Consider the following 15334-nt stretch of genomic DNA (forward strand, 5'->3'; position numbering starts at 1 on the left):
TCGACCTCCCGGCGCACCCCCGCGCACCCCTCGCGCCGGAGGGCGCCCGGGACGCCTCCCCCGTCCCGCAGCGGAACGGCGCCGTGGCCGCCCCCTCACCGACCCCCTGGAAGGAAGGCGACACCATGACCGACCACCGACGCGTCCACGACCTTTCCGACGAGGCAGAGCACGGGGCCTCCGGCGCGACCGCCCGGACCGAGTCCCCCGTGGACCTGAAGGGGGAGATGCTCCGGGGCCTGGGCGGCCCGTCCGGGATGGTGTACTCCGCCCTGCCGGTCGTGGTCTTCGCGACCGCCGTCCCCTTCCTGCCCCTGACCGGCGCGGTCGGCGTGGCGGTCGCCGTCGCGCTGGCGCTGGCCGTGTTCCGCAGGTGGCGCGGCGAGGACCTCATGCCCGCGCTGGGCGGGGTGATCGGCGTCGCGGCGGCCGGGGGGATCGCCGCCCTGACCGGGTCGGCCAACGACTTCTTCCTGATCGGGATCTGGGCCTCGCTGGCGGGGGCCGTGGCCGCGTCCGCCTCACTGCTGGTGCGCCGGCCGCTGACCGGCCTGGCCTGGAACGCCGTCCACGGCAACGCGCACCCGTGGCGCGGGGACGGGCCCTCGCTGCTGGCGCACGACCTGGCCACCCTGGCGGTGGCGGTGGGGTTCGCCGGCCGGTTCGCCGTGCGGCAGTGGCTGTACCTCGCCGACTCCACGACCGGGCTCGCGATCGCCGACACGGTGACGGGGTTCCCGCTGACGGCGCTGGTCGCGGTCGTGGTGGTCTGGGCCTTCCGCCGCACGACCAAGCGGCTCATCGGAACCGACGGGGCCCCGGCCGCCGCACGGGGCTGAGCCGGAGGGGGCGTCGGCGGTCCGCGGACCGCCGGCGCCCCGTTGTGCCAAGGTCCCGCACGCGGTGCGCACCCGCCGGGCGGCCCCGGAGAGCCGCGGGCCCCGCGCCGGGCCGCGCGCGCGGAGCCGGCCGGGCCCGGTCAGGTCCGGTCGATCGCGGCCTCGACCGAGGCGCCGATGCGGCGCAGCGCCGCCAGCTCCGCGGGGCCGAGACCGTCCACCAGGTACTCGCGGACCGCCGCCACGTGCCCGGGAGCGGCGGCCACGACCTCCCCGTACCCGGCCCCGGTGAGGACGGCGTTGGTGCGCCGGCCCGGCCCGGGGACGCGGACCCGCGCGAGCAGCCCGCGCTTCTCCAGGCGCCCGGCGACGTGGGACAGCCGCGAGAGCGAGGCCGACGTCCGGGCGGCCAGGTCGCTCATCTGCATCGTGTGCTCCGGTTCCTCGGACAGGACCGAGAGCACCATGTACTCGAAGAAGGTCATCCCGGACTCGCGCTGCATCCGCGCGTCCAGGGCCGCGGGCAGGCTGATCATGATCGCCGACGTGGCCAGCCAGGCCGCCAGCTCCCCGCCGTCCAGCCACCGGGTCCCGGCGGGGGGACCGGCGGGCTCCCCCGCCTCGGCGCCCTCCCCGCCCCGCGGGTCCGGGCCGCCCGGTCCCGGCGCTCCGGTCGTGCTCGTGTCCATGGGACCAGATTAGCCCTCGTTGTTGACGCGTCAAGTTAGAGGGTGTAGTTGTTGAAGCATCAAGTTCGAAGTCGGTCCGGTGCGGGCCCGCGTCCCGCGCCCCGCACCGGACCGCCGCACCCTCCGGAAGGGGAGCACCGCATGAGGACCACGGCACTCGGGGGGCTCGAAGTCTCGCGCATCGGGCTCGGGGCCATGGGCATGTCCGCGTTCTACACCGGCGCCGGCCGCGACCCGGCCGGGGCCGTCCGGACCCTGCGCCGGGCGCTGGACCTGGGGGTCACCCACCTGGACACCGCCGAGGTGTACGGGCCGCACGTGAACGAGGAGCTGGTGGGGCGCGCGGTCAGGGGCCGGCGGGACGGGGTCGTGCTGGCCACCAAGTTCGGCCTGGTCTCGCACACCGGCCGCCCGGGCCCGGACGGCACGGCCGCCAACGTCCGCGCGGCCGTGGAGGGCTCCCTGCGGCGGCTCGGGACCGACCGCATCGACCTCTACTACCAGCACCGCATCGACCCGGGCACCCCCGTGGAGGAGACGGTGGGGGCGCTGGCCGGCCTGGTGGCCGCGGGCAAGGTCCTGCACATCGGGCTGTCGGAGGCCTCCGCGGCGACGATCCGCCGGGCCCACGCGGTCCACCCGCTGACCGCCGTCCAGACCGAGTACTCGCTGTGGACCCGCGACCCCGAGTCCGGGGTCCTGCCCGTGCTGCGCGAACTCGGCATCGGCCTCGTCCCCTACGCGCCGCTGGGGCACGGCTTCCTCACCGGGGCCGTGCGCACCCTCGACGGCCTGGACGCCGGCGACTGGCGGCGCACGAACCCCCGGTTCACCGGCGGCAACCTGGAGCGCAACCTGCGCATCGCCGACGAGGTCGGCGCGGTGGCCGAGGAGGCGGGGGCCACACCCGCGCAGGTCGCCCTGGCCTGGCTGCTCGCACGGGGGGAGGGCATCGCCCCCATCCCGGGGACCACGAACGCCGACCGGCTCGCGGAGAACTGCGCGGCCGACGGCGTCCGGCTCACGGCGGAGCAGACCGGCCGCCTGGACGCCCTGGCCCCGGCCTCGGGCGCGCGCCACGCGGCGGCCGACATGGCCGCCGTCGACCTCTGAGGGCCCGGAGCCCGGGGCCCGGCGGCCACCGGACACGGGGCGCGGAACGGCCGCGCCCCGGGAACACCGAACAACGAAGGCGGACACCATGACGGACAGGACGATCCGGGTCGGCATCATCGGCGCGGACACCGGGGCGAGCTGGGCGGGGGCCTCGCACGTCCCCGCGCTCGCCGCGCAGCCGCGGTTCGAGCTGGCGGCCGTGGCGACGCGGCACGAGGCGAGCGCGCGCGGCGCCGCCGAGGCCTTCGGCGCCCGGCGCTGGTACGCCGACCCCCTCGCGCTCATCCGCGACCCGGAGGTGGACCTGGTCACCGTGGCCGTCAAGGTCCCGGCCCACCGGGACCTGGTGCTCGCCGCGCTGGCGGCGCGCAAAGCCGTGTACTGCGAGTCCCCGCTGGGCGCGAGCCTCGCGCAGACGGAGGAGATGGCGCACGCGGCCGGGTCGCTGCACACGGCGATCGGCCTCCAGGGGCGGCTCAACCCCTCGGTGCGCCGGGCGGCGGAGATCGTCGCGCGGGGGCGGCTGGGACGGCTGCTCTCGGCGCGGGTGTCCGCGACGACGTTCGGCAACGGACCGGAGTCGGCGAGCGCGTACGCGTACTTCGACAGGGCCGAGTCGGGGGCCGGCCTCCTGCCGATCGCGGCCGGCCACGTCCTGGACGTGGTCGAGGCGGTCCTCGGGGACATCACCGAGGTCGACGCGCGCACGGAGACCCTCTGGCCGCGGGTGCGGCTCGCGGACACGGGGGAGACGTCCGTGCGGGAGGTCCCCGACCACCTCGACGCCATCGTCAAGACCGCGTCGGGCGCCCCGGCGGGGGTGCAGGTCCTGGCGGGCGTGCCCGCGGCGGACGCCGGCTTCGCGCTGGAGGTGCGCGGATCCGAGGGCTGGCTGCGGCTGACCGGCGACCACCCCGCGGGCGTCCAGGTGGGCGACCTCGCGCTCGCTTCGAGCGCGGACTTCGACGCGCCCGACACACCCGTCGCCACGGGTACCGGGCCGACCGCCGCGGAGGTCTGGGACGGGGCCTCCCTCAACGTCGGCGAGGTGTACGCCTCCCTGGCGCGCGACATCGCCGACGGGACCCGCCGCACCCCGGGGTTCGCCCGCGCCCTGCACAACAGCCGCCTGGTCGCCCGGGTGGAGGAGGCCGCGCGGACCGGCGCGCGGCGCTGACACCGCCCTCGGGGAGGCCGGGCGCCTCGCGGGTATACCGCGGGGATGGCGGACTTCTTCAGGGTGCACGCGGACTACGTCGGGCGGGTGGGGGTGGAGGTGGGGGTCTTCGTGGCGGTCGACCACCTGCGGCGGGCGGGGCTGCTCTCGGACGCCGAGGAGGACCTCTACCTCGACATCGACGACTGGTTCCGGGACGCCCTGCCCGTACCGCCCGTGTACGCGGACGGGAACACCCGGGGCGCGGTGACCTGGTTCCGCGACTCCGTGCGGGGCAGGGAGGACTTCACCGGGCGGATCGCGGCCCTGCGCGGGATCCTCACCGCCCACGGCGTGGCCCACCGGGAGAGCACCTCCGACGACCCGGGCACGGTCCTCTACGAGGACGGGTACCAGGTCTGCGTGCTGCCGCGCTCGCGGCGGCCGGCCGACCCCCCGCCCTTCCCCCCGGGGACCGTGCCGGGCCCCACGACGGCGGGCTCCAAACGGCACCTGGCCCGGCGGTCCGCGCGGGGGCCGGGCGGCCGTTCCGACGGGGCCTGAGGGGCGCTCCGACCGTCCCGCGGGTGCGCCGGCCCGGACTCGGCGACGACACCGTGTCCGGGCCCGTGGAGCGGAGCAGGGCCGTGCGCGGGTGCGGCCCGGCGGTGTCAGGGGGTCCCGCCGGCCTCCCCGTACTCCTCGGCGACGGCGCGGAACCCGGCGATCAGGCAGCGCAGCCCGAACTCGAACTGCCCCTGGTGCGCGGTGAGCGCGCCCTCCCCGGCCGCCCGCCGCAGGGCGTGCGCGTCCGCGTAGGCCCGGCCGGTCTCCGGGAACAGCTCCATGTCGGGAAGCCTCTCCCCACCGTGCGCCTGGGCGTCGTTGGCGGCGGCCCCGCAGACGTAGGCGTCCAGGGCCTCGATCATGTCGAGTTTGACCTGTTCGGGCAGGCCGGTGCCGTCGAAGGCCCGCAGCGCCGAGTCCAGCCAGGCGATCAGGGCGGGCCCGACGCCGGGGGTGGAGCGGCGCAGTTCCAGGACCCAGGGACGTTCCCGGAAGGTGACCAGGTCCTGGCGGGCCCACGCCTCCAGCCGCAGCCACCAGGGGCCCGGCAGCCGGTGCGGGAGCGCGTCCCCGGCCGCCACCGCGTCGAGGATGAGCGTCTCCAGCGCCGTCCGGTTGGGGACGTAGGTGTACAGGGTGCCCGGTGCCACGCCCAGGCGTTCGGCGAGGCTGCGCATGGACAGGGCGGCCAGTCCGTCGGACTCGACGATCGCGATCGCCTCGTCGACGACGCGTTCGCGGGTCAGGCTCCGGCGCGGTCCGCGGCGGGCGGCGGAACCGCCGCCGGTGTCCCGGCTCCGGCCGGATGAGGATGTCGCAGGCACGGCCCCAATCTAACGCGGTACCCCGGCCCGGCGGCGCGCAGCACGCGCGCCCAGCCCGCGCAGCAGCACCTCGAAGGGGCCGCGCACCCCCTTCCTCTCCATGAGCGCGGCCGCCGCGACGGTGGCCAGCCACAGGCAGAGGGCGAACAGGGCGGTGGTCGCCTCGGTGAGGTGTGCGGCCAGGCCCAGCCCCCACAGGGAGAGGACGGGCGCCATGACGAGGGAATGGGTGAGGTAGCCGCTCAGGGACCTCTTGCCCAGCGCGGCGACCGCGGCGACCGGGCGGGGGGTGCGGCCGCGGCGGGTGAACCGGTCGGCGGCGAGCACGAACAGGGCGGCGTACCCCAGTCCTCCCGCGAGCCCCGAGGTCCAGGCCAGCAGGAACAGCGCCGCCTCGGCGGCTCCCGAGGCCGGTTCGAGCACGCCGACGTGCGCCAGCGCGGAGGGCAGCGCGCCCGCCAGCCCCAGACCGACCCCGGCGGCTGCCGCGGTGGCGACCAGGCGGCGGTGGCGGTGCGGCTCCTCCAGGATCCCCCGCCGGGCCGTCCACATGCCGGCCAGGACCGCCGTGGGCATCACGACGCCGAACGCGTTGACGAACAGCAGGAAGCCCCAGCCCGTCAGGCGGGAGACGACGGAGGCGGGGTAGTCGGCGGTGCCGGAGCCGTTGAGGCCGAGCTCCTCGGGCGGGGGGCCCGCCGCGGGGGGCGTCCCGGCGGCCGGCAGCAGTGCGGAGGCGGCCAGGACCGCGGCCGACACCAGGAAGGCCGCGGCGAGCAGACCCGCGCCGGTGAGGACCGCGGCCCTCAACCGGCGTTCGCTCCGGCCCAGGAACAGGGCGCACAGGACCAGGCCGACGATGCCGTAGGCGGCCAGGACCTCGCTGCCCATCAGCAGCGCGGCATGCACGGCCCCGAAGGCGAGGAGCCACCGGTTGCGCGAGCGGATCACGGCCCGCGCACGGTCCTCGCCCAGCTCCGCGGAGCGGGCCGCGTAGGCGCGGGCGAGCCCGTAGCCGACGAGGAAGGCGAACAGCGGGTACACGCGGACGTCGAGCAGGGCGAGCATCGCGAAACGGACGGCCTGGTCGGCCAGGGGGGTCGCCGAGGTACCGCCCCCGGCGGCGGCGACCCCGTGGTAGAAGATCGCGGCGTTGGACAGCACGATGAGCAGCAGCATCCCGCCCCGTGCGAAGTCGGGTGCCAGCAGTCGTCCGTCCATCGGCACTTCCTCTCTGAACGGTGTTCAATAATTGAACGGTGTTCAGAACTTTAGACCGCGCGCCCTCCCGGCACAAGGGGGTGCGCGGGAGCATGATGGGTGCATGGCGGACGACAGGCCCAGGGTGGCCGAGGCTGCGGACCGGTACACGATCAGCACGGACGGGAACGTCGTGGGGTACACGAAGTTCGTGGACCCCGACGACCGGCGGCGGATCTTCTTCCACACGGAGATCGGCGAGCGTTACTCCGACCGGGGGTGGGCGGGGACGCTGGTCGCGGAGGCACTGGCGGAGACCCGCGCGCTGGGCCTGAAAATCGTCCCGGTCTGCCCGTACGTGGCCCGGTACGTCAGGGAGCACCACGACTTCGACGACGCCCTGCTCGACGTGACGCCGCAGGATCTGGAACTCGTGCGCTCCCTCCCGCACCAGCAGGAGTGAGGGCCGCCGCGCCCCGGCGGGCGGGCGGACACGCGCACCGGTCCGCCCTGCGCCGGCCGCTCCCGAACGGCCCGCCCCGGGTCGACGGCCGGGAGCGCGTCGGCCGGGGGTGCGGTGGCCGGCGCCACCGCCGTCGAGCAGGCCGGGGCGAAGAACGGCCGCGGGGCGGGGCCGCCCCCTCCCGGGAGTACGGGGACCGGGGACCCGGCGCCGGGACCGGCCCGACCAGGGGGCCGGCGGCGGGGACGGCCCCGCGGGTGCGGTGCCCGGGCCCCGCGCACCGACCCCTCCCCCGCCGGCCGCAGCGTTACCACCCGCGTCCCGCCCGCCCCCTCCGCCCCTCGCCCGTGCGGCCGGTCCGCGCGGACGGGGGCCGCACGGCGCGCGGCGCGTTCCCGCGCCCGCGACCGTGCGCCCCGCCCGGGCGCGGCACGCGGGGGTGATCCGCGCCACGATCGGCGGCCGGGGCGTGCCACCGGGGTTGAACACTGTTTACCCTGGTGGTGAACAACTGTTCACCCCCTCGCCCGCCCCTTCCCCGGAGGTCCCATGTCGTCCGCACCGCGGGGACCCGCCTGGTTCACCACCGGCGTCCTCACCCTCTGCGGCATGATCGTCTCCCTCCAGCAGACCCTGGTCATCCCGCTGCTCCCGGACCTGCCCGAGATCCTGGGGGTGTCCGCCGACGACGCGTCCTGGCTGGTCACCGCCACCCTGCTGGCCGGAGCCGTGTCCACCCCGATCGTCGCCCGCATGGCCGACATGTACGGCAAGCGCCGCATGCTGCTGCTCTCGCTCGGGGTGATGACGGCCGGTTCCCTCATCGCCGCCGTGGGCGGGAGCTTCGTACCGCTGCTCGTCGGGCGCGCCATGCAGGGGTTCGGGGCCTCGCTCATCCCCGTCGGCATCAGCATCATGCGCGAACAGCTGCCCCGGGAGCGGCTCGCCGGGGGCATCGCGCTGATGAGCGCGACGCTGGGCATCGGCGGCGCGCTCGGGCTCCCGCTGTCCGGGGTGCTCTACGGCGCGTTCGGGTGGACGTCCCTGTTCTGGTCGACCGCCGCCGTGGGCGCGGTGCTCATCGTGTTCATCCGGCTGGCGGTGGCCGAGTCCCCGCAGCGCTCCCCCGGCCGCTTCGACGTCGTGGGCGCGCTGGTGCTGTCCGTCTTCCTGGTGTGCCTGCTGCTGGCCCTGTCCAAGGGCGCCTCCTGGGGCTGGGGCGGGCCGCGGGTGCTCGTCCTGGGCGCGGTGTCGGTCCTGTCCCTGGCCCTGTGGATCCCGCTCCAGCTCAGGACCCGCGCCCCCATGGTGGACCTGCGCACGGCGGTACTGCCGCCGGTGCTGCTCACCAACGTCGCGTCGTTCTTCGCCGGGTTCGCGATGCTCCTCAACAGCCTGATCACCACCCAGGAGCTCCAGGTGCCGACCGACACCGGATACGGCCTGGCGCTGCCGGTGGTCACCGCCGGTCTCCTCATGGTGCCGGGCGGGCTGATGATGCTGGTGTTCTCCCCGGTCTCCAGCCGCATGCTCAACCGGTGGGGCGGCAAGCCCACCCTGGTCGCCGGGCTGGCCGTCATGGGGCTGACCTACGCGGGCCGGGTGCTGGCCCCCGACTCGGTCGCCAACGCCGTGGTGGGCAGCACCCTGGTCAGCGTGGGCACGGCCATCTCCTTCGCGGCGATGCCGGTCCTCATCATGAGCGCCGTGCCGCGGAGCGAGACCGCCTCCGCCAACGGGGTCAACTCGCTGGTCCGCGCGCTGGGCACCTCCTCGGCCAGCGCGCTGCTCGCGCTGCTGTTCGCGTCGCTGACCGTCTCCGTGGACGGGGTCACCTACCCGTCGGCGGCGGGCATGGACGCCGCGCTGTGGGCGGGCGCCGCGGTCTGCGTCGCGGGCACGGCCTTCGGCCTGTTCATCCCGGTGCGGGGGTACGAGGCCGAGCCCGACCCCGTCCCGGGCCCCGTGGCCGAAAGCGGCGGCGCGAGCGGTTCGCCCGACCGCGCCGCACCGGTGCCCGGAGGGGCCGGTTACCCTCGTCCTCCCCGGGAACCCACGGGGACCTGAACGCCGGGAGCCGCGCACCGTGACCAGAACCGACAGCCGTGAGGCGATCATCGCCGCCGCCCGCGCCCTCTTCAGCGAGCACGGGTACAAGGGCGTGACCGTCCGCGACATCGCCGCGGCGGCGGGCGTCTCCCCGGCCCTGGTCATCAAGCACTACGGCAGCAAGGCCGAGCTCTTCAACGCCCTCGGACCGCATCGCATCCCCCTGGGAGAGCTCGACCTGCCCCGGTCGGCCCTGGGCCGGGCCCTGGTGCAGAAGGTCCTCACCCGCCGGGAGCACTGCCTGCCGGAGAACTGGCTGCTGGCCACCGCACGGGCCCGCGAGTCCGCCGAGGAGGGGTTCGGGGCGGACGGCGGCGAACTGCTGGACAGCGTCGCCCGCGTCATCGGCGACACCACCCCGGACCGGCGGCACGCGGCCGCGGTCGCGTGCCAGATGATCGGCCTCGCCGAAGGGCTGCGGGTGGTGGGGCTGTTCCAGGGGATCCCCGACGCGGAGCTGCTCGACCTGTACGCCCCGGGGGTGCAGGCACACGTCGACGCCTGCCCGGCCCCCGACGCGTGAGGGGGCGCGGCCCGCCGCGGCGGGCCGCGCCCCCTCAGGCCGGGCCCTCCCCGAGCCCGGCGAGGATCCGGTGGTAGAGCCCGCCCGCGGTGAGGCCGCCGTCCACGACGACCTCGGTGCCGGTGACGTACCGCGCGGCGTCGGAGAGCAGGAACAGCACGACGCCGGCCACCTCCTCCGGGTCGGCCACCCGCCCCGCCGGGACCGAGCGCAGGCTCTCCTGGACGAAGCGGTCGCTTCCCGAGAGCAGCAGCGGGGTCTCCACCAGCCCGGGGTGCAGCGAGTTCACCCGCACCCCGCGGTCCGCGTACTCCAGCGCCCCGGTCTTGCTGATCCCCCGCACGCCCCACTTGGCGGCGGCGTACCCCGCGGAGAAGTAGCCGGTCATCCCGGCGATCGAGGACACGTTGACCACCGATCCGCCGCCGGAGGCGCCGAGCAGGGACGCCGTGTACTTCATCCCGTAGAACACCCCCGACAGGTTGACGTCGAGGACGCGCCGCCAGTCCTCGTCGGTGGTGTCGGAGATGCCGAACCGGTGGCTGACCCCCGCGTTGTTGACCAGGCCGTGGAGCGCGCCGTCGGTCCGCCCGACCAGCTCCGCGGCCTCGCGCCACCCCTGCGGGTCGGTGACGTCGAGCCGGACCGCCCGGGCCCTGCCCCCGGCGTCGCGGACCTGCGCGGCCACCTCCTCGGCTCCGGGTCCGGAGATGTCGGCGACCCAGGTCAGGGCGCCCTCCCGGCCCAGGGCCAGTGCCTCGGCCCGGCCCATGCCGCTGGCGGCGCCGGTCACCAGCACCACGCGGCCGTCGAGCCCGTGCGCCCCCGGCGTCCCGGCCGCCATCAGTCGACCCTCAGCTCGGTGCCGCGCGTCTCGGCGGTGAACAGGACCGCGACCAGCGTGATGACCGCGGTGAGGACGAAGTACCCGGCCGGCGCCAGGGGGTTGCCCGTGGCACCGATCAGCCAGGTGGCGATGAACGGTGCCGTCCCGCCCAGCAGGGTGTTCGTGACGTTGTTGCCCAGGGCGATCCCGCTGTAGCGGGTGGAGGCGCCCAGCATCTCGGCGTAGGTGACGAACGAGGCCCCGTTGACGATCGAGACGCACACGAACAGCACGGACTGGCCGACGATCGCCGCCCAGGCCGGGCCGGCCGACATCATCATGAACATCGGGAAGCCCAGGAGGATCGCCCCGACGCTGCCGATGAGGATCACCTTGCGGCGGCCGATCGTGTCGGCCAGGAACCCGGACAGGGGCAGGGTGGCGGCTCCCACCACCATCGCGACCGCGGTGGAGGTGAAGGCCACCTGCGAGGAGTGGCCCGCGGTGGTCTGGAGGTAGGTGGCGGCGTACACCGAGACGATGTAGTAGCCGCCGGTGATGACCGCGCCCAGGCCGATGATCTTGAGGACCGACCGCCAGTTGGTGACCAGCAGGGTCTTGATCGGCATCTTCTCGGTCTCGCCCTGCTCGGAGAGCTCCTTGAACTGCGGGGTGTCCTCCAGGTGGTTGCGGATGTAGAGGCCGATGACGCCGATGGGCAGGCTGAGCAGGAACGGGATCCGCCAGGCCCAGTCCAGCATCTGCTGCTCGGTGAACAGCGAGGTGGCGGCGAGGGCCACCAGGGCGGCGAAGAGGGAGCCGAAGTAGGTCCCGGAGTTGACGAGAGAGGTCTGGGTGGCGCGCCAGCGGGCCGGGGCCGACTCCGCCACGAAGGCGTTGGCGCCGCCCAGCTCGCCACCCGCCGCGAAGCCCTGCATGCAGCGGCACAGCACGAGCAGGACCGTCGCCCACACCCCGAGGGTGAAGTAGTTGGGCAGGATGCCGATGAGCGCCGTCGCCAGCACCATCAGCAGGATGGTCCAGGACAGGGCCTTGCGGCGGCCGTACTTGTCGCCGATGTGCCCGAAGACGATCCCGCCGGGCACCCGCATGAAGAACGCCACCGCGAAGGCGGCGAAGGTCCCCAGCAGGGACGCCGTGGGATCGTCCGAGACGAAGAAGAGCATCGCCACGAACGTGGCCATGTAGCCGTAGATGCCGAAGTCGTAGTACTCGACGACGGTGCCGATGACGGCCGCGCGGATGACCTTCACCCGGGACTGGAACCCGGTGTCGCCGCTCCCCGCCGGGTCCGACGGTCGTTGGTCCAGTGTCATGTACGCCTCCTGGGGCGCGAGGGGGTCGGTGCCCGGCGGGCTCCGGCCCCGGTTCCGCTAGGGGGTGCGGGGCCTCAGCCCCGGGGTGCCGCACCGCGGCCGGCGATGCGGCCCATGGTGAGAGCGTTGGCGACCGCGTTGCCGCCGCCGACGTAGCGCAGGCCGAGGACTCCGGCCCCCGCCTCGCCCGCGGCGAACAGGCCCGGGACGGGTGTCCCGGTGCGGTCGAGCACGGCGGCGCGGGAGTCGATCTCCAGGCCGGCGTGCGTGCACACGAGTTCGGCGGGCAGGATGCGCGCCGCGTAGTAGGGGCCCGGGCCGAGGGGGTCCGGCGTGCCCTCGTAGCCCTTGTTCCGCAGGGTGAGGTGGCGCCGGAAGCGCTCGTCCCGGCCGTGGGGCAGGGCGTCGTTCCAGGTGTCCACCGTGACCTGTAGGGCGTCCGCGGGCACGCCCATCAGCGCGGCCAGCTCCCGCGGGGTGTCGGCGCGCAGGGTGCGCCCGGCCTCGGCCTCCTCCAGGACGCGCCCGGGGTTCCAGTCGGCGTAACCGGGGGGCAGGGAGAGCCGGGCCCGCTCGTCGAAGACGCACCAGGCGGACCCGCCGCGGGAGTCGATGATCCCGGCGGAGACCGCGTAGGAGGCGTCCTCGTCCATGAAGCGGCGGCCGGAGCCGTCCACGTACACGCGCGACACCGGCGGGAACCCCGACTGCCAGTGGTGCATGCGCTGGAAGTAGACGGTCGGCAGCAGCAGGCCCCAGCCCGACCCGGTGACGGAGGCGCCGACCTGCCCGGCGAAGCGGAGGTGGTCTCCCCGGCTGCCGGGGGCGGCCACGACGAACCCGTGCTCGCCGGCGGCCAGGGCCGCCGGGTAGTGCTCCTTCAGCAGCTCCGGGTCCCGGGAGAGCCCGCCGGTGGTCACCACGACGGCGCCGGAGCGCACCTCCACGCCGTCCGCGACGACGCCGACGACCCGGCCGTCCTCGAACAGGAGTCGCTCGACCCGTGTGTTGAGCACCGTCTCGACCCCGCCCCGGCGGCAGGCCGCGGCCAGCGCGGCGACCAGCCCCTCGCCCTGGTCGCGGGGGACGTGGCCGCGCCAGACGTCCTCGACCCCCGCCTGGGACAGGCCGGGCGTGTGGGCGTTGCCCGAGGTCCGCGCCGGGATCTCCACGCCCAGGCCGATGAGCCACTCCAGGGTGGGACCGGTGTTCTCGCAGAACGCGCGGACGAGGCCGGGCTCCAGCATCCACTGGTTGAGGTCCATGTAGTGCTGGTAGAACCGGTCGGCGGAGTCCTCGACGCCCAGACCGCGCTGGACGCTGGTCTCCGCGGCGGTGAACAGCCCCGCGGACAGCCGGGTGGACCCTCCGAGGTCGGGCTCGGCCTCGAACAGCAGGACGGACGCGCCGTGCTCGGTCGCCGTGGCCGCGGCGGCCAGCCCCGCGCCCCCTCCGCCGATGACGACGACGTCGACGCTCGCGCCGTCCCCGCCGTCAGACATGGCGCGACCCGCCGTCCACCGCGATGCTGTGGCCGGTCACGTAACGGCTGCTGTCGGAGAGCAGGAAGAGCAGCACGCCCACGACCTCCTCCGGGGAGCCGACCCGGTGCAGGGGGACCCGGTCCAGGGCCGCGGCCAGGGCCTCGGGGTCGTCCTGGAGCCACCGGGTCATCTCCGTGTCGATGAACCCGGGGGCGATGGAGTTGACCCGCAGTCCGAGGTCGCCGAGCTCGACGGCGAGGGACTCGGTGAGGTGGGCGACGGCCGCCTTGGAGGCGCAGTAGGCGGCGCGCCCGCGCCGGACCCGCACGGCGGACACCGACGACATGTTGACGATGGCGCCGCCGGGTCCCATGTGGCGGGCCGCCGCCTGGGAGCCGTGCAGGACGCCCTGGACGTTGACGTCCAGGACGGAGGACATCTGCTCGGCGGTGATCTCGCCGACCGGCGCGTACGGGAAGACCCCGGCGTTGTTGATCCAGTAGTCGAGGGACCCGAACTCCTCGACGGCCGCACGGGCCAGGGCCTCGTGCTGCTCGGGGTCGACGACGTCGACCCGGCGGGCGGCGACCCGGCCGGGGGCGCCCGCCCGGGGGTCCGCGGCGAGTTCGCGCGCGATCTCCTCGGCGGCGGCCTTCATGTCGACGTCGTTGATGTCGGCGGCGACGACGTTGACCCCCCGGGCGGCCAGGGCGGCGGTGAAGGCGCGGCCCATGCCGCGCGCCGCGCCGGTGACGACCGCGGTGCGGCCGGCCATCTCGGGGTGGACGACCTCCATCGGGCGGTCGACGACACGGGCGGGGCCGGTGCCCTCGTACGGGGTCATGGTGGCGGTGCCTTTCGTCGGGGCGGGCAGGGGGCGGACGGGCGGCTGCGGGGCGTCGCGGGCGATGTCGCGGCGGTGGACCCGCCAGCGCCCGTCCTCCCGGCGGAGCCGGTCGTGGACGGTCGTGAACCTGAGGATGCGGGTGTCGCCGGCGGAGTCCGTGGCGATGACCTGAAGATACGCACTGACCTGCGCCTCCTCCGCTCCGCCCGGGTGCAGGACCACGTTGGTCACCACGTGGCGGCGGACCTCGCCGGCGGCCCGGGCCGTCTCGGTGAAGCGCCGCGCGAAGGCGGACAGGTCCCGGCGTCCGAGGACCGGCGCCGGATAGGTCGGCGAGTGGAACGCGCCGTCCGCGGTGAAGGTGGCGGCCCACGCGTCGGCGTCGCCGGAGTCGATGAGGTGCGACTGGAGCGCGTAGAACGCCTGGGTCGCGGAGACCGTGAGGTCGCCCATGGATCACCTCCGGTGTGCGATAATCGCACTAGGTGTGCAATTAGTAGTTAACGTAAGTGTCACACGTCACTCCCGTCAAGCGGCGGGGTGTATCTTCACCTGCGGAAGGAGCCCGATGCCCGACGAGAACACCGGCCGGCCGGACACCAGGACGTCCAAGACCCTGCACAACGGGATCGAGGTGCTGGAGCTGCTCGGCCGCCACCCCCACGGCCTCTCGGTCACCGAGATCGCCGAGCGGATCGGGGTGCACCGCACCGTGGCGCACCGGCTGGTCCGGACACTGGAGGAGCACCGGCTGTGCCGCCGCGACGCGTTCAAGCGCATCACCCCCGGCCCCGGCCTGATCGCCCTCGCCGAGTCGGTGGAGTCCGACCTGCGCGGCGTCGCGCTGCCGGTACTGACCGAGCTGGCCGAATCGCAGGAGGCGACGGCGCACCTGATCGTGCCCGAGGGGGAGGACGAGGCACGGGCCCTGATGGTCGTGGAGCCGAGCCGGGCCCGCGTCCACCTCGCCTTCCGGCCCGGGCGGGTGGACCCGCTCGACCAGGGGTCGGCCGGACTCGCCCTGCTGTCGGCGATGCCGCCCCGCCCCGGGGAGCGCGCGGAGGTCGCCCTGGCGCGCGAGCGCGGCTACGCGGTGTCCCACGGCGAGGTCACCAACGCGGTGACCGGTGTGTCCGCGCCCGTCGTCCGCTCGAACGGGGCGCCCGTCGCCAGCATCGGCGTCTCCGTCCTGGACCCGCAGGACCCCGCCCGGCACGGGGAGGCCGTCAGGGCGGCGGCCCGGCGCATCGCCGCACGCCTGCCCTGAGGCCCGCGTTGGCGGCGGCGGGGCGGGGGCGCGACACTGGCAGACGGACCGGGCCCGGTCCGGGGCAGGCCGGGTCCGCACCCCTCG

Annotated in this window: 15 protein-coding genes; 8 read left to right on the forward strand and 7 right to left on the reverse strand. The window is 75.3% G+C overall.

What is annotated here, in order from left to right; translation table 11 throughout:
* The first annotated feature begins 125 nt into the window (after positions 1 to 125).
* Positions 126 to 839, forward strand: coding sequence for a DUF3159 domain-containing protein (locus BUE45_RS17220; RefSeq protein WP_073380501.1), 714 nt, complete (start codon positions 126 to 128; stop codon positions 837 to 839).
* 140 nt (positions 840 to 979) lie between these two features.
* Here BUE45_RS17220 and BUE45_RS17225 read toward each other — a convergent pair whose 3' ends face one another.
* Positions 980 to 1528 carry a MarR family winged helix-turn-helix transcriptional regulator gene (locus BUE45_RS17225; RefSeq protein WP_073380367.1) on the reverse strand — a complete coding sequence of 183 codons (549 nt, stop codon included), beginning with the start codon at positions 1526 to 1528 and terminating at the stop codon, positions 980 to 982.
* Between the two features lie 141 nt (positions 1529 to 1669).
* Here BUE45_RS17225 and BUE45_RS17230 point away from each other — a divergent pair, with 141 nt between their 5' ends.
* The 3 genes from BUE45_RS17230 to BUE45_RS17240 all read left to right on the forward strand — a co-directional run bounded on the left by BUE45_RS17230 (position 1670) and on the right by BUE45_RS17240 (position 4364).
* Positions 1670 to 2641, forward strand: coding sequence for an aldo/keto reductase (locus BUE45_RS17230; protein WP_073380368.1), 972 nt, complete (start codon positions 1670 to 1672; stop codon positions 2639 to 2641).
* An 88-nt stretch (positions 2642 to 2729) separates the two neighbouring features.
* The gene (locus tag BUE45_RS17235) at positions 2730 to 3821 is read left to right on the forward strand and encodes a Gfo/Idh/MocA family protein (RefSeq protein ID WP_073380369.1); all 1092 of its coding nucleotides are present in this window, start codon (positions 2730 to 2732) and stop codon (positions 3819 to 3821) included.
* 45 nt (positions 3822 to 3866) lie between these two features.
* A complete protein-coding gene (locus tag BUE45_RS17240) occupies positions 3867 to 4364 on the forward strand; it encodes a hypothetical protein (protein ID WP_073380370.1) in 498 nt (165 codons plus the stop codon).
* Positions 4365 to 4471: 107 nt separating this feature from the next.
* On the opposite strand, the gene BUE45_RS17245 is transcribed toward BUE45_RS17240, so the two are convergent.
* On the reverse strand, positions 4472 to 5191 hold the full coding sequence (locus BUE45_RS17245; protein ID WP_073380371.1) for a TetR/AcrR family transcriptional regulator: 720 nt from the start codon (positions 5189 to 5191) through the stop codon (positions 4472 to 4474).
* A 9-nt stretch (positions 5192 to 5200) separates the two neighbouring features.
* Positions 5201 to 6412, reverse strand: coding sequence for a DUF418 domain-containing protein (locus BUE45_RS17250; RefSeq protein ID WP_073380372.1), 1212 nt, complete (start codon positions 6410 to 6412; stop codon positions 5201 to 5203).
* A gap of 103 nt (positions 6413 to 6515) precedes the next feature.
* Between BUE45_RS17250 and BUE45_RS17255 the strand changes: the two genes are divergently transcribed.
* From BUE45_RS17255 to BUE45_RS17265, 3 genes are all read left to right on the forward strand, one after another.
* Positions 6516 to 6854 (forward strand): GNAT family N-acetyltransferase, encoded by a 339-nt coding sequence (locus tag BUE45_RS17255; protein WP_073380373.1) that lies wholly within the window; start codon positions 6516 to 6518, stop codon positions 6852 to 6854.
* A gap of 549 nt (positions 6855 to 7403) precedes the next feature.
* Positions 7404 to 8921: an MFS transporter gene (locus BUE45_RS17260; protein ID WP_084737418.1), complete on the forward strand. Its 1518-nt coding sequence runs from the start codon at positions 7404 to 7406 to the stop codon at positions 8919 to 8921.
* Positions 8922 to 8940: 19 nt separating this feature from the next.
* Entirely contained in the window at positions 8941 to 9486 is a 546-nt protein-coding gene (locus tag BUE45_RS17265; protein WP_073380374.1) for a TetR/AcrR family transcriptional regulator, read from the forward strand.
* Between the two features lie 34 nt (positions 9487 to 9520).
* Here BUE45_RS17265 and BUE45_RS17270 read toward each other — a convergent pair whose 3' ends face one another.
* From BUE45_RS17270 to BUE45_RS33450, 4 genes are all read right to left on the reverse strand, one after another.
* Entirely contained in the window at positions 9521 to 10330 is an 810-nt protein-coding gene (locus BUE45_RS17270; RefSeq protein WP_073380375.1) for an SDR family NAD(P)-dependent oxidoreductase, read from the reverse strand.
* Positions 10330 to 11649 carry an MFS transporter gene (locus tag BUE45_RS17275; RefSeq protein WP_073380376.1) on the reverse strand — a complete coding sequence of 440 codons (1320 nt, stop codon included), beginning with the start codon at positions 11647 to 11649 and terminating at the stop codon, positions 10330 to 10332. The genes BUE45_RS17270 and BUE45_RS17275 overlap by 1 nt, the downstream gene beginning before the upstream one ends.
* Before the next feature lie 74 nt (positions 11650 to 11723).
* Positions 11724 to 13151: an FAD-dependent oxidoreductase gene (locus tag BUE45_RS17280; protein WP_073380377.1), complete on the reverse strand. Its 1428-nt coding sequence runs from the start codon at positions 13149 to 13151 to the stop codon at positions 11724 to 11726.
* Positions 13144 to 14433 (reverse strand): glucose 1-dehydrogenase, encoded by a 1290-nt coding sequence (locus tag BUE45_RS33450; protein WP_084737419.1) that lies wholly within the window; start codon positions 14431 to 14433, stop codon positions 13144 to 13146. Before BUE45_RS33450 ends, BUE45_RS17280 begins: the two co-directional genes overlap by 8 nt.
* 115 nt (positions 14434 to 14548) lie before the next feature.
* Here BUE45_RS33450 and BUE45_RS17295 point away from each other — a divergent pair, with 115 nt between their 5' ends.
* Positions 14549 to 15247: an IclR family transcriptional regulator gene (locus BUE45_RS17295; RefSeq protein WP_073380378.1), complete on the forward strand. Its 699-nt coding sequence runs from the start codon at positions 14549 to 14551 to the stop codon at positions 15245 to 15247.
* Positions 15248 to 15334 lie beyond the last annotated feature (87 nt).

Origin of the sequence: Nocardiopsis flavescens (genome assembly GCF_900141985.1) — a bacterium.
Taxonomy (GTDB): Bacteria; Actinomycetota; Actinomycetes; order Streptosporangiales; family Streptosporangiaceae; genus Nocardiopsis; species Nocardiopsis flavescens.

Coding starts and splice junctions, on each gene's coding strand:
- BUE45_RS17220 (WP_073380501.1), top strand. CDS start 126: ATGACCGACCACCGACGCGTCCACGACCTTTCCGACGAGGCAGAGCAC.
- BUE45_RS17295 (WP_073380378.1), top strand. CDS start 14,549: ATGCCCGACGAGAACACCGGCCGGCCGGACACCAGGACGTCCAAGACC.
- BUE45_RS17260 (WP_084737418.1), top strand. CDS start 7,404: ATGTCGTCCGCACCGCGGGGACCCGCCTGGTTCACCACCGGCGTCCTC.
- BUE45_RS17275 (WP_073380376.1), bottom strand. CDS start 11,649: ATGACACTGGACCAACGACCGTCGGACCCGGCGGGGAGCGGCGACACC.
- BUE45_RS17280 (WP_073380377.1), bottom strand. CDS start 13,151: ATGTCTGACGGCGGGGACGGCGCGAGCGTCGACGTCGTCGTCATCGGC.
- BUE45_RS17240 (WP_073380370.1), top strand. CDS start 3,867: ATGGCGGACTTCTTCAGGGTGCACGCGGACTACGTCGGGCGGGTGGGG.
- BUE45_RS17250 (WP_073380372.1), bottom strand. CDS start 6,412: ATGGACGGACGACTGCTGGCACCCGACTTCGCACGGGGCGGGATGCTG.
- BUE45_RS17235 (WP_073380369.1), top strand. CDS start 2,730: ATGACGGACAGGACGATCCGGGTCGGCATCATCGGCGCGGACACCGGG.
- BUE45_RS33450 (WP_084737419.1), bottom strand. CDS start 14,433: ATGGGCGACCTCACGGTCTCCGCGACCCAGGCGTTCTACGCGCTCCAG.
- BUE45_RS17255 (WP_073380373.1), top strand. CDS start 6,516: ATGGCGGACGACAGGCCCAGGGTGGCCGAGGCTGCGGACCGGTACACG.
- BUE45_RS17270 (WP_073380375.1), bottom strand. CDS start 10,330: ATGGCGGCCGGGACGCCGGGGGCGCACGGGCTCGACGGCCGCGTGGTG.
- BUE45_RS17230 (WP_073380368.1), top strand. CDS start 1,670: ATGAGGACCACGGCACTCGGGGGGCTCGAAGTCTCGCGCATCGGGCTC.
- BUE45_RS17225 (WP_073380367.1), bottom strand. CDS start 1,528: ATGGACACGAGCACGACCGGAGCGCCGGGACCGGGCGGCCCGGACCCG.